At 69.2% G+C, this 19,586-nt stretch carries 16 protein-coding genes; 8 read left to right on the plus strand and 8 right to left on the minus strand.

The genetic code is table 11. From position 1 onward, the window contains the following. Nucleotides 1–30: 30 nt before the first annotated feature. The 4 genes from Q0937_RS15475 to Q0937_RS15490 form a co-directional block, all read right to left on the minus strand. A complete protein-coding gene (locus tag Q0937_RS15475) occupies nt 31–1,287 on the minus strand; it encodes a carboxylate--amine ligase (protein ID WP_299305506.1) in 1,257 nt (418 codons plus the stop codon). A gap of 21 nt (nt 1,288–1,308) precedes the next feature. Continuing rightward, complete coding sequence (locus Q0937_RS15480; protein ID WP_299305509.1) at nt 1,309–2,229, minus strand: sugar ABC transporter permease; 921 nt, start codon at nt 2,227–2,229, stop codon at nt 1,309–1,311. Nucleotides 2,230–2,249: 20 nt separating this feature from the next. Then, complete coding sequence (locus tag Q0937_RS15485; protein WP_299305511.1) at nt 2,250–3,827, minus strand: ABC transporter permease subunit; 1,578 nt, start codon at nt 3,825–3,827, stop codon at nt 2,250–2,252. Between the two features lie 140 nt (nt 3,828–3,967). After that, a complete protein-coding gene (locus Q0937_RS15490; protein ID WP_299305514.1) occupies nt 3,968–5,245 on the minus strand; it encodes an extracellular solute-binding protein in 1,278 nt (425 codons plus the stop codon). Between the two features lie 161 nt (nt 5,246–5,406). Between Q0937_RS15490 and Q0937_RS15495 the strand changes: the two genes are divergently transcribed. Both Q0937_RS15495 and trpS read left to right on the plus strand, forming a co-directional pair. Beyond that, entirely contained in the window at nt 5,407–6,426 is a 1,020-nt protein-coding gene (locus Q0937_RS15495; protein WP_299305517.1) for a LacI family DNA-binding transcriptional regulator, read from the plus strand. Further along, the gene (gene trpS / locus Q0937_RS15500; protein WP_299305519.1) at nt 6,423–7,499 is read left to right on the plus strand and encodes a tryptophan--tRNA ligase; all 1,077 of its coding nucleotides are present in this window, start codon (nt 6,423–6,425) and stop codon (nt 7,497–7,499) included. The genes Q0937_RS15495 and trpS overlap by 4 nt, the downstream gene beginning before the upstream one ends. Nucleotides 7,500–7,613: 114 nt before the next feature. Here trpS and Q0937_RS15505 read toward each other — a convergent pair whose 3' ends face one another. Continuing rightward, nucleotides 7,614–9,170: a DUF5129 domain-containing protein gene (locus tag Q0937_RS15505; RefSeq protein WP_299305522.1), complete on the minus strand. Its 1,557-nt coding sequence runs from the start codon at nt 9,168–9,170 to the stop codon at nt 7,614–7,616. A 184-nt stretch (nt 9,171–9,354) separates the two neighbouring features. On the opposite strand from Q0937_RS15505, the gene cysK reads away from it, so the two are divergent. Then, a complete protein-coding gene (gene cysK, locus Q0937_RS15510; protein ID WP_299305525.1) occupies nt 9,355–10,284 on the plus strand; it encodes a cysteine synthase A in 930 nt (309 codons plus the stop codon). Between the two features lie 15 nt (nt 10,285–10,299). Beyond that, the gene (gene epsC, locus Q0937_RS15515; protein ID WP_299305528.1) at nt 10,300–10,887 is read left to right on the plus strand and encodes a serine O-acetyltransferase EpsC; all 588 of its coding nucleotides are present in this window, start codon (nt 10,300–10,302) and stop codon (nt 10,885–10,887) included. A 10-nt stretch (nt 10,888–10,897) separates the two neighbouring features. On the opposite strand, the gene Q0937_RS15520 is transcribed toward epsC, so the two are convergent. After that, the gene (locus Q0937_RS15520) at nt 10,898–11,677 is read right to left on the minus strand and encodes a Sir2 family NAD-dependent protein deacetylase (protein ID WP_299305530.1); all 780 of its coding nucleotides are present in this window, start codon (nt 11,675–11,677) and stop codon (nt 10,898–10,900) included. Next, the gene (locus tag Q0937_RS15525; protein ID WP_299305533.1) at nt 11,674–12,519 is read right to left on the minus strand and encodes an aldo/keto reductase; all 846 of its coding nucleotides are present in this window, start codon (nt 12,517–12,519) and stop codon (nt 11,674–11,676) included. The genes Q0937_RS15520 and Q0937_RS15525 overlap by 4 nt, the downstream gene beginning before the upstream one ends. Before the next feature lie 202 nt (nt 12,520–12,721). On the opposite strand from Q0937_RS15525, the gene Q0937_RS15530 reads away from it, so the two are divergent. Beyond that, nucleotides 12,722–13,954, plus strand: coding sequence for an arginine deiminase (locus tag Q0937_RS15530; RefSeq protein WP_299305536.1), 1,233 nt, complete (start codon nt 12,722–12,724; stop codon nt 13,952–13,954). 90 nt (nt 13,955–14,044) lie between these two features. On the opposite strand, the gene Q0937_RS15535 is transcribed toward Q0937_RS15530, so the two are convergent. Beyond that, a complete protein-coding gene (locus tag Q0937_RS15535; RefSeq protein WP_299305538.1) occupies nt 14,045–14,611 on the minus strand; it encodes a GNAT family N-acetyltransferase in 567 nt (188 codons plus the stop codon). Nucleotides 14,612–14,857: 246 nt separating this feature from the next. Between Q0937_RS15535 and gcvT the strand changes: the two genes are divergently transcribed. The 3 genes from gcvT to gcvP all read left to right on the plus strand — a co-directional run bounded on the left by gcvT (nt 14,858) and on the right by gcvP (nt 19,517). Continuing rightward, nucleotides 14,858–15,991 carry a glycine cleavage system aminomethyltransferase GcvT gene (gene gcvT, locus Q0937_RS15540; protein WP_299305540.1) on the plus strand — a complete coding sequence of 378 codons (1,134 nt, stop codon included), beginning with the start codon at nt 14,858–14,860 and terminating at the stop codon, nt 15,989–15,991. An 89-nt stretch (nt 15,992–16,080) separates the two neighbouring features. Next, complete coding sequence (gcvH, locus tag Q0937_RS15545) at nt 16,081–16,452, plus strand: glycine cleavage system protein GcvH (RefSeq protein ID WP_299305542.1); 372 nt, start codon at nt 16,081–16,083, stop codon at nt 16,450–16,452. Between the two features lie 122 nt (nt 16,453–16,574). Continuing rightward, complete coding sequence (gcvP, locus tag Q0937_RS15550) at nt 16,575–19,517, plus strand: aminomethyl-transferring glycine dehydrogenase (protein ID WP_299305544.1); 2,943 nt, start codon at nt 16,575–16,577, stop codon at nt 19,515–19,517. Nucleotides 19,518–19,586: the final 69 nt, after the last annotated feature.

Raw genomic sequence — 19,586 nt, forward strand, 5'->3', positions numbered from 1 at the left:
GAGGACCTTCCAGGGGGCTCGGACCGGAGCTCAGAATCCGGTGTCGGTGGGACGCGGGTAGACGGCGCGGTACTTGCGCACGAAGTTCAGTCCGGAGACGACCGAATAGGCACGCATCCACAGACCTTCCGGACCGTACCGGAAGGGGTTGCGCAGGCGCGTGCGCGCCACGCGGCGGACCCGCTCGGCCAGAGCGGGATCGCGCACATAGCGCAGCACCAGGCGCAGCGGCAGGATCGTGTAGAGGACCGGAGCGGTCACCACCACCTGCTCGAGATCGCGGCCATGCACACGGTCCTCCACCACATGGCGGGCCACGGATTCCCCGGCGGCGGTCACGTAATAGTTGTTGCGGCCGATGCGCGGGTTGATCTCGAAGAAGCACTCCCGGCCGGTGCGCGGGTCGATCTTCACGTCGAAGTTCGCGAAGCCGACGTAGTCCACCGCGTCGAGGAACCTCTCGGCGGCGGCGGTCAGCGTCGGGAAGTCACCGGTGATCATCGCCGCGGGTCGACCCAGCGCCTCGGGGGTGTGCTCGCCCAGGAGCACCTGCGCGGCGCACAGCAGGGTCACCTCTCCGCGACTGCTGCGATAGGCGGTGATCGAGCGCTGGGCGGTGTCATCGCCCTCGATGAGCTCCTGGAACAGGAAGCGCCCGGTGAAGCCGGACTCCCGCAGCCGCCGCACCAGGTCCTGCTGCTCGGCGGCGGTCTCCAGGAAGAACACCTTCTTCTTCCCCGGGAACTGCACGTGGTGATATTCGGCGGTGTTCGCCGCCTTGCCCACCACCGGGTAGGACCAGGGGAGCTCCTCCCCGCCGTTCCAGTCGGGCTCCGTGGTGCGGGAGAAGTCGACGATCACCGTGGGCACGGTGCCGATGCCGAGCTCCTCGCAGATCTCCGCGAACTCCGCCTTGTCAGCGAGGCGGGAGAGCAGCTGCGCATCGACCTGGGCGAGCAGGTAATGCTGCTCGAGATCCCGCCGGAAGCGATCGATGACCTCGACCAGGGAATCCGCATTGGTGAGCAGGAGCGCCGGCCGGCCGGCGGGACGCTGCGAGGCGAGATCGATGAGCGCATCGCGCATGTCCTCATCGCTCGCGTCGGCGCCGAGGACGAGCAGATCCGAGGTGACGGTGCGCTCGTTCATCGCCACCGGGATGCGCACCACCGTGGTGCAGCGCATCCCGTACTGCTGGTGGAACGCGATGGTGAGGTTCAGGGAGTTCAGACCGGCCCCGAGTACGACGACGTCGAACCCGGGGTCGGTCGGAGAAGCTGCTGGCATGCGGTCGATGGTAATCGGGAACTAGCCCTTCACCGCACCGGCGGTGGAGCCGCCCACGATGTAGCGCTGCAGGAACTGGTAGAGGACGATCACCGGGATCATCACCATCACCGAGCCGGCGGCGAAGACGCCCAGGTTGTTCGAGCGGTCCGAGGAGAACATGCCGTACATGCCCACGGCGAGGGTCTTCTTCGAATCGTCGGTGAGGAAGATCGAGCCGATCAGGAACTCGCTCATCGAGCCGACGAGCGCCAGCAGGATCGTGGTCGCCAGGATCGGTGTCATCGAGGGCACCAGGATCTTGGTGAAGGTCTGCCAGTGGCTGGCGCCATCGATGATCGCCGCCTCGTCCAGAGACTTCGGGATGGTGTCGAAGAAGCCCTTGAGCAGCCAGACCTGGCCGAAGGCGCCGCCCATCAGCACCGCGATGTAGCCGGCGAGGGTGTTCAGGCCCAGCATCGGCACGGCATCTCCGAGGTCCGAGATCATCGTGTACACGGCGATCATCGAGAGGATCGCGGGGAACATCATCACCAGCAGCACCGCGAGCATGCCGCCGCGGCGGCCGCGGAAGCGGAAGCGGCTGAAGGCATAGGCGGCCAGCAGGGACAGGAACACCTGACCGATGGCGACGACCCCGCACACGATGATCGTGTTGAGGTACCAGCGCAGGAAGTTCGCTCGCTCCCCGCTGAGCATCGCCGCGTAGTGATCGAAGGTGACGCCCTGGGTGGGGACCAGGCCGGCGGAGGTCAGCGAACCGCTCGGGTTCAGCGAGGCGGAGACGACGAACAGGATCGGGAAGACGGCGAAGACGACCGCCAGCACGCCGATGACGTGCCGCCAGCCGATCTCGGTGAACCAGCGACCGAAGGGCATGCGGTGCTTCGCGCCGACCTGCGGAGCGGCCGCGCTGAGGGGCGGAACAGTGGTGGAGCTCATGATGGACCTCTTCCGCAGGCTCAGTTGACGTCTTCGAGGACGTTGGTGAATCGGAACTGGATGGCCGCCAGGACACCGGTGAGGATGAACAGGCAGACCGAGACCGCGGAGGCGAAGCCGAAGTCGGCTCCGGAGCCGCCGAAGGCGATGCGGTAGACCATCGAGATCAGGATGTCCGTAGAACCGCGACCAGAGCCGTCGGGGAACGGACCGCCGCCGGTGAGCAGCTCGATCGCGTTGAAGTTGTTGAAGTTGAAGGCGAAGGAGGAGACCAGCAGCGGCGCCACGGCCACGAGCAGCAGCGGAAGCACGATCTTCGAGGTGGCCTGCAGCGGCGAGGCGCCATCCATCCGGGCGGCCTCCGTCAGCTCATCGGGGATCGCCTGCAGAGCGCCGGTGGAGACGATGAACATGTAGGGGAAGCCCATCCACAGGTTCGTCAGCAGCACCGCCGTCTGCGCGAGCGTCGGATCGCCGAACCAGTTCAGGTTCAACCCGAGCGTCTGGTTGATCAGACCGAACTCCTGGTTGTAGAAGTTCGACCAGACCAGCAGGGAGATGAAGCCGGGGATCGCGTACGGCATGATCAGGATGGAGCGGTAGATCCGTCGCCCCTTGAGCCGCTGATCGTTGAGGATCAGGGCGAGCGCGAAGCCCAGTGCGAAGGTCAGCAGCACCGATCCCGCCGCGAACACCAGGGTCCAGACGAAGGCGGAGAAGAACTGCCCGGCGACGGTGGGGTTGGTGAACAGCCGCTCGTAGTTCGAGATGCCCACGCTCTGCAGCCAGCTCTGGGAGAAGGCGCGCTGACCGTCGGAGTCCACGAAGTACTCCTCATCACCGATCAGCCCGACGGTGTAGACCTCTCCGGTCGCGGTGTCGGTGATGGTGTCGGCGCCCTCGTCGTACTGCAGCACCGTCGTGCCCACGAAGGCCTGGTTCACGCCGAGGGGTCGGACGGCCGAGGAGTCGTCCACGGGGACCGTCAGCTCGATCAGATCGTTGTAGACGGCGTTGACCTCGGCCGCGTTCAGCACGGTCAGCCCGTCCACGTCGGTGACCCGCCCCTCGGCGACGGTGACGTCGCCGGCGGGGACCTCCTCGAGCGCGTTCTCCGTGTCGCCTCGATAGACGGTCCCGTCGTCGGGGTCGACCAGGAAGAGCTCGAACGGCCCCTCGGCAGCGGTGCCGGTGGTCGCCACGGTCATGGCGTAGCGCGGGGCGTCAGGGCTCTGCTGCACCGAGTTCGCGACGATGGAGCCGATCGCCTGCTCCTTGGTGCCGCGGGTGCCGTCGCCGTAGTTGGTGAAGGAGTATCCGACCGTGAGGATGATCGGGAGGATCAGGAAGATCGAGAGGAAGAACGTGCCCGGGAACAGGTATTTGCCCGGGACGAAGCGCTTGGTCGAGTAGAGGGCGAAGATCCCCGCTGCGGAGAGCAGGAGCACGGTCAGCCACATCCAGGACTGCTGGGAGATCAGCACGGGGGCGATGAACACCGTCACCGCGAGGGTGATGCCGAGCACCAGGATGCGGGTGACCATTGCCGGGACCGACGTGGACCGGGTCCGGTGCACGGGAGCGTGCGTCGAGGTCATGAGGCGACTCTGCCTTTCAGAGGATCAGGGGTAGGCGGGGCTGCGAGCTGGGGTGAGGGCACCCCTCGAGCCGATCCGCCGCGCCGGCCGCAGGGGCGACGGACAGCGGCGGATCGGCTCGAGGGGATCAGCCGAGGGGTTCAGCCGATCGCGGTGGTGATCTCCTCGCCCGCGGCCTGCATCGCGGGGTGCGGGTCGTCACCGCCGACGATGTTGGCCTGAGCGATGCCCAGCGGGCCCCAGATCGCGGACATCGCCGGGATGGCGGGCATCGGATCGGCGGCCTCTGCGGCCTCGGCGAAGATAATCACGTGCTCGTCGGTGGACGCGATCTCCTCACGCAGCTCGAGGTTGACAGGGGGCAGCGGGTTCGCCTCGTACATCGCCTTGGCGACGTCCGGGGAGGACGCGACATCGGTCATGAACTGCTGGGCGAAGCCGGCGTTGGCTGCATTGGAGGCCACGTAGAAGGAGTTCACGCCGGCGAAGGGTGCGGCGTCCTCCATGCCCTCGAAGCCGGGGATCGCGGACACGGTGAACTCGAACCCTGCATTGCGCACGTCAGCCAGAGCCCACGGACCCGAGATCAGGTAGGCGGACTTGCCCTCGGTGAACAACGAGATCGAGTTGTCGCCGGTGATGGAGTTCTTCAGCACGCCCTGCTCGCCGAGCGCAGCGATCTTGTCGGCCGCTGCGAGCGAGCCCTCCTTGCCCACCCCCATGTCGGAGGGGTCGAGGTTGCCCTCGGCGTCCTTCCCGAACAGGTAGCCGCCGGCCGAGGTGTAGATCGGCTGCATGTGGTACGGGTCGCCCTCTTCGCCGATCGGGAGCGACAGGATGTTCTCGGCGCCGCCGGCCTCCGCCGCGGAGATGAGCTCCTCGAAGGTGCCCGGGGTCGGGGCATCGGTGAGGTCGTGGTTCGCGAACAGCGCGAGGGTCTCGACCGCGTAGGGCACGCCGTAGGTCTGCCCGTCGTAGGTCACGGCCTCGATGCCGATGGGGGCGATGGTGTCGCTGACGTCCGCGGGCAGCTGCACCGGGGAGATCGAGCCGTTCTGCACCAGGTTCCCGATCCAGTCATGGGCGCCCATGGTGAGGTCCGGGCCGTTGCCGGCCTGGTTGGCGGTGATGAAGTTGGTCTGGAGCTCGTCACCGGGGACGACCTCCACGACGACCTCGATGCCGTTCTCCTCGCCCCATGCCTTGGCGGAGGGCTCGAGGGCGGGGGCCTTCTCCTCGTCGGCCCAGATCACCAGGCGTCCCTCGGAGCCGCCTCCGCTGGCGGCGCCGCCGCCGTCGGAGGCGCCACCGCCGGTGTCGCCACCGGTGTCGGAGTCGCTCCCGCCGCAGGCGGCGAGGACGGTCATCGAGGCGGCGAGGCCACCCAGGGCGAGGAAACTCTTTCGACGGATCTGCACGTCTTCTCCTTTGAATCGTGGTCGTTCTCGACCGGTCCAGGACGGTGCCTGATGGCCACACTCTAGATCCCGAGACGGCGACTGTGCAAGAATACGCAAGAACTTGCAGATGACGATTTGGCCACGGCGAGGATGCCGATGCGGCTCGGAGGGAGGGCTCGATGGCACGGCTCATCGATATTGCGAAGAGCGCCCGCGTCAGTGAGGCGACCGTCTCCCGGGTGCTGAATGGCCGCGCGGGCGTGAATGAGGCGACGCGCAGGTCGGTGCTGGAAGTGGCGCGCCGGATGGGTCGTGACGCGGGACCTGATGCGGCGCGCGGCGGGCCGCTCGTCGGGGTGCTCGTCCCCGATCTCGACAACCAGGTGTTCACGGCCTGGGCGGAGCGCATCGAGGCCGAGCTGTTCGAGCGCGGAGCGTCCACCCTGGTGGCACTCAGGGCCCGGACGGTGGAGCGTGAGCGCGAGATCTTGCAGCGCTTTCTGCACAGCGGGGTGGAGGCGATCATCGTCGTCTCCGGCCATCACGCCCAGGAGCGAGGGCCGCTGGACCATTACCGGGAGGTGACGGCGGCGGGCATCCCGCTGGTCCTCATCAACGGCGTGCAGGACGATCTCGATGCCGCTTTCCTCTCGACTGATGACGAACATGCGATGCACGCCGTGCTGGTCCACCTCCAGGAGCTCGGGCATCAGCGGGCCGGGCTCGCGGTGGGGGATGAGCACACCTGGCCGGTGCGCGAGAAGCTGCGGGCCTTCGAGTCCGAGACCGCCGACTGGGCCGAGCAGCCGCAGCCCGTCGCCTTCACCGACTTCTCCTACGCGGGAGGCTATGAGGCGGCGCGCGACCTGGTCGAGCGCGGGGCGACAGCGATCGTCTGCGGTTCGGATGTGATGGCCGCCGGCGCCCTCGAAGGAGTCCGTTCCCAGGGCCTGAGCGTGCCCCGCGACGTCTCCGTGGTGGGCTACGACGACGTCTTCTGGGCCTCCCTGACCAACCCGCCGCTGACCACTGTGCGCCAGGCCGTCGGATCCATCGCCCGCGCCGCTGTGCGCACGGCGCTGAGCGGCGGCGAGGAGTCCCGCCGGCCCGCCCGGACCCAAGTCGTGGTCCAGCCCCAGCTGATCGTGCGCGGCTCCACGGCGGGGGCACCCGACGGGGCCGCTAGCATGGAGTGGTGACCGCACCGAACCACACCCGCACCAGCTATGACACCGCCCAGCAGCGCAGCGACAAGATCTGGTCCCAGATCCAGACCGACCCCTCGGGCCTGCGCATGCTCACCGGCGACCGCCCCACCGGCGCCCTGCACATCGGCCATTACTTCGGCTCGCTGCGCAATCGGGTGCGTCTACAGGACGCGGGTGTCGAGACCTGGCTGATCGTCGCGGACTACCAGGTGATCACCGACCGTGAGGTCATCGGTGACATCAAGGGATCGGTGCGCGAGCTGCTCACCGACTACCTGGCCGCGGGGATCGATCCCGAACGCTCCACGATCTTCGCCCACTCCGCGGTGCCGGCCCTGAACCAGCTGATGCTCCCGTTCCTCTCGCTGGTCACCCAGCCGGAGCTCGAGCGCAACCCCACCGTGAAGACCGAACTCTCCGCCGCCGGGAAATCCGCCATGGGCGGGCTGCTACTGACCTATCCGGTCCACCAGGCCGCCGACATCCTGTTCTGCCACGGCAACCTCGTTCCCGTGGGCCGGGACCAGCTTCCCCACATCGAGCAGACCAGGGTGATCGCCCGTCGCTTCAACGAGCGCTACGCCGGGGGCGAGGAGTTCTTCCCCGAGCCCGATGCGCTGCTCTCCGAGGCCCCGACCATCCTGGGCCTGGACGGCGAGCACAAGATGAGTAAATCGCGCGGCAACACCGTGATGCTGCGCATGAGCGCCGACGAGACCCTCAAGAAGATCAAGAAGGCCAAGACCGACTCCGATAGGCAGATCACCTTCGACCCCGAGGGTCGGCCCGAGGTCGCGAACCTGTTGACCATCGCCGCGCAGGCGACCGGCCGAGCTCCCGAGGCGATCGCCGAGGAGATCGGCGACGCAGGCTCCGGCACCTTGAAGATCTTCACCGCAGAGGCGCTCAACGATCACCTCGCCCCGCTGCGCGCCCGCCGCGCCGAGCTCGAGCAGGATCCGGGCTACCTCTTCCAGGTGCTCCGCGCAGGCAACGAGAAGGCGAATGCCGCAGCGGAGGGCACTTTGGCGAAGGTGCGGGAGTACATGGGAATGGTCTACTGAGCTGCAGCTGAGCAGCTGAGCAGCTGAGCAGCTGAGCAGCTGAGCAGCTGAGCGATCGGGGCTCACGGCCTCGGCCGTTCCGGTGCGCCTGGGCGGCCAGGCGCACCGGCCCGCTCAGAAGCGGCTCGAGCTGCCGGCTCCGGAGAAGCCTCCGGCGGAGTAGCCCGAGGTGCTGCCTCCGCTCGAGGAGGACGGATTGCGGTGCGTCTCCAGGGCCGAGGCCGACTCGTGGTGCCAGCTGGAGTACCACAGCACCGGGCTGAGGCTCCAGAACAGATCGTTGCCGGAGTCCCCGGATTCGTGTCGATGGCGGCGTGCTCGCAGCGAGGAGTATTCGTCCTCTTCGAAGAAGTCGACGTCGTCGGCGGCTTCCCGCAGCACCTCGGCCTCCCCGTCGTCTTCGGCGACCTCGGCGATGCGCATCTCCTGGAGCCGCATCACCGCCGCCGAGAGCTCCCGGGTCAGGGTGTCCAGGCGCTCGAGCGCGGAATCGGGATCGATCTGATCAGCCTTGAGCTGCGCGGTGAGGGAGTCCAACTCACGGGCGACGTCCCCACCGAGGTCGGTCAGCTCCGCGGCAGCCTGCCGCTCCGCCTCCGACATCTCCTCCCGCTTCGCGAGGACCTCCTCGAGCCCTGAGAGGGAATCCTGCAGAGGGTCCAGCTCGCGCTGCCAGGCCGTACGCCAGTCACCTATCCGATGCAGCAGATCGGCTGCGGAGATGATCGCGTCATCGGTGTCGTCGAGATAGCCGACGGTCTCCTCGAAGTCGCGCGCGAGCGCGCGGTGGCTGGAGGTGAAGCCCCAGCTCCGGCCGCGGTGCTCCGGTGCGGGCAGCTCGGCGTGGAGCCGTTCGGCCTCCGCGATCCTCTGCCCGTACTCCTCATGATCCTGCAGCACGGCCTGCGCATAGGGGGACGTGGTGGGCATGGTGCGCGCTGCGGCATCGGTGAGCGCGCGCTTGGTCAGCACGTCGTGGTAGCGGGGGAAGGACTGATCGACGCGCCGACGGGCCGCACGGCGCATCCCGAACAGGCCCAGGATGGAGAGCGCCGCGGTAGCCGCGATGACCGCTCCGGCGACGAGGAGGCCGGGATGCTGCCACCAGGGTCGCAGCAGCAGGTTTGCGTACTTCTCGGCACCGGCCTGGAGGGCAGCATGCCACTGACCATCCTGGGCGTCCTCGGTCATCGCTTCCTGCACCGCGCTGAAGTCGCCCTCGCTGAGCTTCACGTCCTCACCGGCGTAGGTGCCGAGGAAACGGCCCACCGGGTCCAGGGCGAGGATCACGGTGCCGTCGGCGAAGTGCTCACCATCCGGAGAGAGCAGCTCCGGGTCCGAGGTCCGGGCATGGTCGAGCACGGCGTCGTTCAGTGCGGTGTCCTCGGAGGCTCTGTAGCCGTGATCCGTGACGTCCAGGACCAGCACCACCAGGTCCACCTCGGTGCGGAAGTCGACCTCCGCCAGCTCGTCTTCGAGCGCCGACTTCTCGACGGAACCGGTGGTGTCCAGCACCGACACCGTGCTCGGTGGCACCGCGTGGGACGGAGCCGGGATCAGGACCGACAGTGCGAGCAGGAGCAGCGCGCAGAGAGCGAGAACCCTCGGGAAAGAGCGGACCGCGGCCAGAGCGCTCGTGTGCGGGAATGCGGAGGCGGGCGAGGAGTCCATGAGGCGAGCGTACGGACCAGATCCGTGAGAAGTCCTCCGACGTTGGTCGGCAGGGGCGGAGACCTCGGCCCAGAACCTGTGCGGGACCCGTGAATCCGAGCAGATGTCCGGGAGGGACGGTTATGATCGGGCCAAGAACATCTTGGAGCCGCCGCGTGCGGACCTTACCTCGTGAAGGAGCAGCATGCCCATCTATGAGAACGTCTCCGAACTCGTCGGCCGCACCCCGCTGGTCAAGCTGAACCGGCTGGGTGACGAGGTCAAGGCGACCATCGTCGCGAAGCTCGAGTTCTACAACCCGGCCAGCTCCGTCAAGGACCGCATCGGTGTCGCCATGATCGACGCCGCGGAGAAGTCCGGCCAGCTGCAGCCGGGCGGCACCATCGTCGAGGCGACCAGCGGCAACACCGGTATCGCGCTCGCGATGATCGGCAGCTCCCGCGGCTACAAGGTCATCCTCACGATGCCCGAGTCGATGTCCAAGGAGCGGCGCATGCTGCTGCGCGCCTACGGCGCCGAGCTGATCCTCACCGAGGCGCCCAAGGGGATGAGAGGCGCTGTCGAGAAGGCGGAGGAGATCGCCGCCGAGTCCGGCGCGGTCCAGGTGCGCCAGTTCGACAACCCCGCCAATGTCGAGGTCCACCGCCGCACCACTGCGGAGGAGATCTGGAACGACACCGACGGCACCGTCGACGTGGTGGTTGCCGGGATCGGCACCGGCGGCACCATCAGCGGTGTGGGCCAGGTGCTCAAGGAGCGCAAGCCCGGGGTGAAGATCATCGCCGTCGAGCCCGAGGAGTCCGCGATCCTCAACGGCGGCCAGCCCGGCCCCCACAAGATCCAGGGCCTCGGCGCGAACTTCGTGCCCAGCATCCTGGACCGCGAGATCTATGACGAGGTCATCGACATCGACGCGGAGACCGCCATGGACCGCGCGCGCTCCGTGGCCCGCACCGAGGGTCTGCTGGTGGGCATCTCCTCCGGCGCCGCCATCGAGGCCGCCGTGCGCGTCGGCTCCCGCGAGGAGTTCGCGGGGAAGACCATCGTCGTGGTGGTGCCCTCCTTCGGCGAGCGCTACCTCTCCACCCCGCTGTACGCCGAGCTCGCGGACTGAGCGCGGAGCACGATCATGGCGAAGAGCCCGCTGGATCGGGTGATGAGCACCGTCGCGACGGTCCGCGAGGACCTCGCGGCGGCGCATCGCCGTGACCCCGCAGCGACCGATGACCTGTCGATCCTGCTGACCTCACCGGGTCTGCATGCGATCTGGACCCATCGGATCGCCCACCGCCTCTGGACGCGTGGTGCCAAGCTGCCTGCGCTGGTCCTCGCCCAGGGAGCGCGATCGATCACCGGGGTGGAGATCCATCCCGGGGCGACGATCGGGCGCCGCTTCTTCATCGATCACGGAATGGGCGTGGTGGTGGGGGAGACCGCCGAGGTGGGCGATGACGTCATGCTGTACCACGGGGTCACCCTCGGGGGCCGCTCGATGGAGCGCATCAAGCGCCATCCCACGGTCGAGAACGGTGTGACCATCGGTGCCGGTGCGCGCGTGCTCGGCCCGGTGGTGATCGGCGAGGATGCCCAGATCGGGGCCAACGCGGTGGTCGTCAAGGACGTCCCTGCCCGGGCCACCGCCATCGGCATCCCGGCGACGGTGCGCACCGGCGCCGCCCATCCCGAGGAGCAGATGGACCCCGCGATCTGGATCTGAGCGCTCTGGCTCAGAGCAGGAAGGGGTCCAGGAAGGACGTCCCGCCCACGCGATGGATATGCCGCTCCCAGTCCGGGAGCACCTCATGGGCGTCCTCGGCGAGGACATGGTCGAAGAGCGTGCTGGAGCCGACGGGCGGATCGATGTCGATCAGCACCGTCGTCGCGCCGTGCGCCGCCGCGAGCGGTGCCAGCTGCGCGGAGGGGAACACGACCCCGCTGGTCCCGACGACCACGAACAGATCGGCGCGCTGCGCCAGCCGCATCGCGAGCTCGAGCGCGGGCTGAGGGAGCTGCTCGTCGAAGAGCACCACATCGGGGCGCGACGGAGCCCCGCACCGCGGGCACCTCGCAGGCACGCCGTGGTCCGTGGGTCGGGAGCCGTCTCCCGGCGTGAGCAGCGCCGTCCACGTGCAGTGCTCGTCCAGGCATACCGTGCGCAGGGCGCTGCCGTGCAGCTCGGCGACCACCTCGCTGCCCGCCGCCTGATGCAGCCCGTCGATGTTCTGGGTGATCACCGGGGCGCCCAGCCGGGCGATCGCGCGATGCCCAGGGGTAGGGCCGTGCTCGAGCGCGATCCGGGCCATCCGCCCCCACACCCGCCACAGCTGCGGCAGCGAGTCCGGGAGCAGCTCGGCGTGCATCGCCTGCTCGGTCTCCGGTTCGAGCGCCCAGAGACCCTCAGGCCCGCGGAAGGTGCCGAGCCCCGTGCGGGCGCTGATCCCCGAGCCGGTGAGGAAGACGATCACCTGGTGCTCGGGGCCCGGCACGAAGCGGCTGCCTGCGGTCACCACTCCTCGTGCTCGCGCGAGTCCCAGGCGGCGTCCTCCCCCAGATCGAGGGAGGCCAGCAGGGTGCGGTCCTCCTCGTCGAGCCGAATCGACTCCAGGGACGCATTGGCCCGCTGGCGCTCGGGATCCTGAGACTTCGGGATCACCACGATGTCCTGGTCGATCGCCCAGCGCAGCGAGACCTGCGAGGGCTCCACCCCATGCTTGGCCGCGACCTTCTGCAGCGCGAACTGCGCGGAGAGACCGTCGCGGCCACCCAGCGGGCCCCAGGCCTGGGTGACGATGCCGTGCTCGCGGTGGAAGGCGACCGCCTCGGTGCGTGCCAGGGCGGGGGAGAGCTGGATCTGATTCACCTCGGGGGTCACCCCGGTGGCATCGATCAGCTCCTGCAGCTGCTCCGGCCGGAAGTTCGAGACCCCGATGTGCAGGGCCTTCCCCTCCTCCTTGAGGTCGATCAGGGTGCGCCAGGTGTCCAGAGCCAGCCCGCGGGAGGGGTTCGGCCAGTGGATGAGCACCAGCGCGGCACGGTCCAGGCCCAGCCGCCGCAACGAGCTGAGATAGCCCTCGCGTGCTGCCTCGCGGCCCTGGTCACCGCCCGCGATCTTGGTGGTCACCAGCGCCTCGTCGGGGTCGACGCCGCTGTCCCGCAGCCCCTGCCCGACGGCGGCCTCATTGCCGTACTGTGCCGCGGAGTCGATGAGGCGGTATCCCGAGCGCAGCGCCGCACCGATCGCGCGGGCGCCCTCGACCCCCTTCATGCTGGAGGTGCCGAAACCGATCAGCGGGAATGCGGTGCCGTCGGCAAGAGTCGTGGTCGGGATGGACAGCGCGGAAGCGGTCACAGGGTCCTCCTGGGGCAGAACGGGTGCGGACCCCGCCAGCGTAGCCATCGCCATGCGGGATGTGCACACCGGACCGGCGGGAGCGGGTGCTGGGCACAGCGCCAGCACTGCCTGTGGGGTGCGCTCTGCTAGCGTGCACGCACCGCCGAGAGGACGTGCGCTCACCGTCGAGGGCACGCGGGTGACGAACCGAGGAGTGCAGATGGCCGTGGCAGCAGAGCACCCGATCGGGGTGCATGACGAGATCTCGCCGCTGCGCCGCGTGATCGTCCACGAACCGGGCGCCGAGCTGGAACGGCTGACCCCCGACTCCCGGGAAGGGCTGCTGTTCGACGAGGTGCTCTGGCTCGACCGGGCCCGGGCCCAGCACCGCCAGTTCAGCGATCTGCTCCGCGGCGAGGGCGTCGAGGTGCTCGAGCTGACGAGGCTGCTGACCGACCTGCTGGACGACCCCGCCCTGCGCCAGGAGCTGCTGCATCGCGCCCTGGATCCGGCGGTGCTCGGGGACATCGCTGTGCAGGACCTCCACGAAGCCCTCGCCGACCTTGCTCCCGAACTGCTGGTCACGGTGCTCATCAGGGGGATCACCGTCGGCGAGCTCGGTGCCCTGGGGGTGAGCCCGCGCTCGATCGCCCTGCACCGGGCGGGGGAGGAGCACCTGGTCCTGGACCCGCTGCCCAACCACATGTTCACCCGCGACACCTCTGCCTGGATCGGTGACGTCGTCTCCGTCAGTCCGATGCGCCATTCCGCCAGGCGCCGCGAGAGCCTGCACCTGGAGCTGATCTACCGCCACCATCCGCAGTTCGCGGGAGCCTCCGCACCCCGGCGCATCGTCGGTCGGGACGGCGCCGGGGCGGCGACCGTCGAGGGCGGTGACGTGATGATGCTGTCGCCGCGCGTGGTCGCCGTCGGCATGTCCGAGCGCACCAGCGCGGTCGGTGTCGAACGGCTCGCCGCGGATCTGCTGGCCGACGGGTCGGTGGAGCGGGTGGTCGCGATCGCCCTGCCGCACCGCCGCTCGATGATGCACCTGGATACCGTCACGACCGTCGTGGACGAGGAGTCGATGCTGCGGTTCGGGCCGCTCGAGCCGCTGGAGACCTTCGAGATCGAGCGCCCGGGGGAGCGGCTGGTCTCGAGGGCCAGGCCGGCCGACGAGATGGACCAGGTGCTCGCCCGCGGTCTCGGCGTGCCCTCGCTGCGGGTGCTCACCCCGCCGCTGGACGCCTACGCCGCGGCCCGTGAGCAGTGGGACGACGGCTGCAACGTGCTGGCCCTCGCCCCGGGGAAGGTGGTCGCCTACGAGCGTGCCGCCGCCACCAACGAGTACCTGCGCGGCCAGGGGGTCGAGGTGCTCGAGTTCGCCGGCGACGAGCTGGGGCGCGGACGCGGCGGCCCGCGCTGCATGAGCTGCCCGGTCTCCCGCGGCTGACGACCAGACTGGCTGAGGACCAGGCGGGCTGGCGGTCGGGCGGGCTGATGACCAGGCGGGCGGGCCCGCGATGTGGTTCCGCGATGCGATTCAGCGGCGGGACGGGGGCGGCGGGTCGGCTGCGGTCTGCAGCGGCTGGGCATACTCAGGGAGCGGCGCACTCAGCGAACGCTCGAGGAGCAGCTGCTGGGTGCCGAACTCCTCGAGCCCCTTGCGCACGGTGAAGCCGAGCTTGCGCAGCAGCTCCACGCTGCGCTTGTTGCGGGTCTGGCTGATGGCGATGACGTGCTCGTCCTCGAGCTCCTGGCGGGCCCAGCCCAGCAGGGCGATGCAGGACTCCGCCGCGAAGCCCTGGCCCGTCCACTCCGGCAGCAGCGCATAGGAGAGCTCGAGCTCTCCGCGGTCGTAGCTGAGGGAGATCGACCCGATCATGGAGTCCTCCTCCGCCAGAGCGAGCGCCCAGCGCCCCCAGGTCAGGCCCAGCGGTGAGAGCTCCAGTGCCTGCCGCGAGGCGTAGTCCACCGCGCCGCCGAGGTACTCCCGGGTGATGGGGTCGGTCATCAGGCGGATCAGCGCTTGGCGGTCGTCGTCGCCTGGCGGACGGATCACCAGCCGCGGGCTGTGGATCCGTACCGGCCACTCGGTCGTGCCTTCCATTGTCACGCCTCCACGGTACTAGGTACTCGGGCAGAGCCGCGGGCCGTTCGGTCCTCGGCACTGCCCCGGCCCGGCCCCGGGCGACGGAAGTGGAGGGGTCCGCGACGCGGGTGTCGCGCGGGCGGTATGGTGAGCCTGCGGCACAGCGACGTGGCGCACTGGTCGGTGCGGCCTGCGCCGTGCAAGGCAGATCTTGACGCAGACGGTGGAGAGCGTGAGACCTCCCCGAGACGAAGAAGGAGCACCATGGCTGAGCAGGACCTGCGCAGCACCGCCCTCGAGGCGGTCCACGAGTCGCTCGGTGCGACGTTCACAGATTTCGCGGGCTGGCGCATGCCGGTCCGGTATGACTCGGATCTTGCCGAGCACAAGGCCGTGCGTCAGAGCGCCGGCCTCTTCGACCTCAGCCACATGGGTGAGATCCACCTGCGCGGCCCGGAGGCCGCTGCTGCGCTGGACCACGCGCTCGCCGGGAAGATGTCGGCCATGTCGCAGGGGCGCGCGAAGTACTCGCTGCTGCTGACCGACGAGGGAGGCGTGATCGACGACGTCATCACCTACCGTCTGGCCGAGGACCACTTCCTGGTGGTCGCCAACGCCTCCAATGCCGAGGTCGACGCCGCCGAGCTGCTCGCCCGCGCGGAGGGCTTCGACGTCGAGGTCGACGATGCCTCCTCCCGCACCTCTCTGATCGCTGTCCAGGGTCCTCAGAGCGAGCAGATCCTGCTGGATGCGCTCCTCGGCGCGGACAGCGGGGTCGAAGGCCTCACGGCCGAGGACCTCACCGAGATGAAGAACTATCGCTTCGCCGAATGCACCTACCGCGGGGAGTCGATGCTGATCGCCCGTACCGGCTACACCGGCGAGGACGGCTTCGAGCTCTACCTCCCGAACGAGCACGCACCCGCCCTGTGGGAGCAGCTCACCGTCGTCGGCGGCGACCGCCTCACCCCGTGCGGACTCGCCTGCCGTGACACCCTCCGCCTCGAGGCGGGGATGCCGCTGTACGGCAACGAGCTCGGCCGGGACCTGTACCCCGCGCAGTCGGGCATGGCACGCGTCGTCGCCCTGAAGTCCAAGCAGGACTTCGTCGGCCGCGCCGGCGTCGAGGCGGCGGACCTGACCGACCGGCCGGTGCTCGTGGGCCTGGTCGCGGAGGGTCGCCGTGCCGCGCGCGCCGACGCACAGGTGCGCGATGCGGACGGGCTTGAGGTCGGAGCGGTCTCCTCCGGCGCGCTGTCGCCGACGCTGGGACACCCCATCGCGATGGCCTTCGTGCGCACCTCGGTCGCCGCTGCCGGCACCGAGCTGGTGGTCGATGTCCGCGGCAAGGACCTGCCGGTCCGGGTCGTGGAGATGCCCTTCTACCGTCGCGACTGACCTGCTGTCGGGACTCACCTCCTGGTCCGGTCCCGGCGGCTCATGACCCCACCCGAGTTTTCCCCACCCTCTCCGGAAGGACCGATCCCATGTCCGCAGAACTCCTCTACAGCAAGGACCACGAGTGGGTCCGCGTCGAGTCCGATGGCGTGGCCGTCATCGGCGTGACCGACTATGCCGCCGAGCAGCTCGGCGACGTCGTCTACGTCGATCTGCCCGAGGTGGACGGCGAGATCAACGCCGGCACCGAGATGGGGGAGATCGAGTCGACCAAGTCCGTCTCCGATCTGTTCTCCCCGATCAACGGCACCGTCACCGAGATCAACGATGCCGTCGTGGACACCCCCGAGCTGGTCAACTCCTCACCCTTCGATGAGGGCTGGCTGATCAAGGTCAGCTTCGACGCGCTGCCCGAGGATCTCCTGAGCGCCGAGGACTACAAGGCGTTCACCGAGTCCTGAGCGTCGCGGAGGCGGCTGCCACCCGGCGGCCGCCTCCCGCCGGTGCAGCGCTGCGCTGCGCGGACGGCTCCCACCCTCCAGATCCATCCAGAACCGCACGCAACATCCAGGGGCACTCCTTCATGACCGCATCGCCTGCGCATGCTCACGACTCCTTCGTCCGCCGCCACGTCGGCACCGATCCTGACGCGCAGCGTCACATGCTCGAGGTCCTGGGCTATGACTCCCTGGACGAGATGCTGATCGCCGCGGTGCCCAGCACGATCCTGCTGGACCAGTCCGAGGGCACCCGCAGCGTCGCCTCCGTGGTCCCTGCCGGCGTCACCGAGCCGGCCGCGCTGGTCGAGCTCCAGGCTCTCGCCGACCGCAACACGGTCCACCGCTCGCTGATCGGCCTGGGCTACCACGACACCCACACCCCCGCGGTGATCCAGCGCAATGTGCTGGAGAACCCCGCCTGGTACACCGCCTACACCCCGTACCAGCCCGAGATCTCCCAGGGCCGCCTCGAGGCTCTGCTGACCTTCCAGACCATGATCTGCGATCTCACCGGGATGGATCTCTCCAACGCGTCCACCCTCGATGAGGCGACCTCTGCCGCCGAGGCGATGCTGCTCGCCCGCCGCCACGTCAAGCGGGGCGGCAACGTCTTCCTGGTCGACACCGACACCCTCCCCGCCACCAAGGCGGTTCTCCAGGGCCGGGCCGACGGACTCGGCATCGAGCTGCGCGAGGTCGACTTCGCCCATGAGGGCGCCCCCGAGGGCGAGTACTTCGGCGCCTTCCTCCAGTACCCTGGAGCCTCCGGCCGAGTCTGGGACCCCCGCGATGTCATCGCCGAGGTCAAGTCCACCAAGGCCCTCGCGATCGTCTCCGCCGACCTGCTGGCCCTGACCATGCTCGCCTCCCCGGGGTCGCTCGGCGCGGATGTCACCGTCGGCACCTCCCAGCGCTTCGGGATCCCGCTCGGCTTCGGCGGCCCGCACGCAGGCTTCGTCGCGGTGCGCAAGGGCCTGGAGCGCCAGCTGCCGGGACGTCTCGTGGGCGTCTCCCAGGACGCCGATGGCAATCCCGCCTACCGGCTCTCCCTGCAGACCCGTGAGCAGCACATCCGCCGCGAGAAGGCCACCAGCGCGATCACCACCGCGCAGGTGCTGCTGGCCGTGATGGCAGCGATGTATGCCGTCTACCACGGCCCCGAAGGGCTCACCCGCATCGGCCGCACCGTCGCCGACCGCACCGCAGCCCTCGCCGACCTGCTGCGTCGCAGCGGCTTCGAGCTCGCCGGCGACAGCTTCTTCGACACCCTCGAGGTGCGCGCCACCGGACTCGCCGGCGCGATCGCCCAGTCCCTCCGCGACACGGGCTTCCTCGTCCACACCGTCGGCGATGACCTGGTGCACCTCTCGCTCGACGAGACCACCACTGCCGCGGACCTCGAATCGATCGCCGCGGCCTTCGCTCCTCACGCACCGACCCCCGGCCAGGAGCTCTCCGAGGTCGATTCCGGCAAGGGCTGGGACGGCCTGGTGCGCGAGGACCCCTTCCTCCAGCATCCGGTGTTCTCCTCGTTCCGCTCCGAGACCGCGATGATGCGCTACCTGCGCCGCCTCGCGGACCGCGACTTCGCGCTGGACCGCGGGATGATCCCGCTGGGCTCGTGCACCATGAAGCTCAACGCCGCCACCGAGATGGCCGGCATCACCTGGGCGGGCTTCAACGCCCTGCACCCCTTCGCTCCTCGCGAGGACGTGAGCGGCTATCTCGAGCTGATCACGCAGCTGGAGACCTGGCTCGCGGATCTCACCGGCTACGACACCGTCTCCCTGCAGCCCAATGCCGGTTCGCAGGGTGAGTTCGCGGGCCTGCTCGCGATCCGCGCGTACCACGCCTCCCGCGGCGAGAGCAACCGTGAGGTGTGCCTGGTGCCGTCCTCGGCGCACGGCACCAACGCCGCCTCCGCCGTCATCGCCGGTCTGCGCGTGGTGGTCGTCGCCTCCGATGCGCGCGGCAACATCGACCTCGATGACCTCAAGCAGAAGATCAAGGACCACGGCGACGAGCTCGCCGCGATCATGATCACCTACCCCTCCACCCACGGCGTCTACGAGGAGGAGGTGCGCACCGTCTGCGAGCTGGTCCACGATGCCGGCGGGCAGGTCTACGTCGACGGCGCGAACCTCAACGCCCTGCTGCAGGTGGCGCGTCCCGGTGAGTTCGGCGGCGACGTCTCCCACCTGAACCTCCACAAGACCTTCTGCATCCCGCACGGCGGCGGCGGTCCGGGGGTCGGCCCGGTCGCGGCGAAGGCGCACCTGGCGCCGTTCCTGCCCGGCCATCCCTCGATCCAGCAGGCCGAGCACCCGGTAGCAGGCCAGGGCGAGCAGCCCCACGGTGGCGCCCCGGTCTCGCAGTCCCCCTACGGCTCCGCGTCGATCCTGCCCATCACCTGGACCTACATCCGGCTGATGGGCCCGGACGGGCTGCGCCACGCGACCGCCTCCGCGGTGCTCGCGGCGAACTACATGGCACGCCGGCTCTCGGAGTCCTACGAGATCCTCTACACCGGCGAGAACGGCCTGGTGGCCCACGAGTGCATCGTGGACCTGCGACCGCTCACCGCCCGCACCGGGATCACCGTGGACGACGTCGCCAAGCGGCTCATCGACTACGGCTTCCACGCCCCGACCATGTCCTTCCCGGTCGCGGGGACGCTGATGGTGGAGCCGACGGAATCCGAGGACCTCGCCGAGATCGACCGCTTCGTCGACGCGATGCTGATGATCGCGAAGGAAGCCGACGAGGTCGTGGCCGGGACCTGGCCCGCCGAGGACAACCCACTGGTCAATGCCCCGCACACTGCGGCGTCGGTGGTCACGGGGGAGTGGACCCACCCGTACTCCCGCGAGGTGGCCGTCTACCCCGGAAGCTGGACCGCGCTCGAGGACGATTCCGTCCACGACAGCGCCCAGATGCGGATCCAGTCGAAGTACTGGCCGCCGGTGCGCCGCGTCGAGCAGGCCTACGGCGACCGCAACCTGGTGCCGACCTGGCCACGTGACTGAGCTCGGCCCGCTCGCCCGGTGAGCACCCGTTCTGTGTGAACAGCTGTGACGCCCCGGTTTCCGACCGGG

The sequence above is a fragment of the uncultured Brachybacterium sp. genome, assembly GCF_947500705.1.
Classification (GTDB): domain Bacteria; phylum Actinomycetota; class Actinomycetes; order Actinomycetales; family Dermabacteraceae; genus Brachybacterium.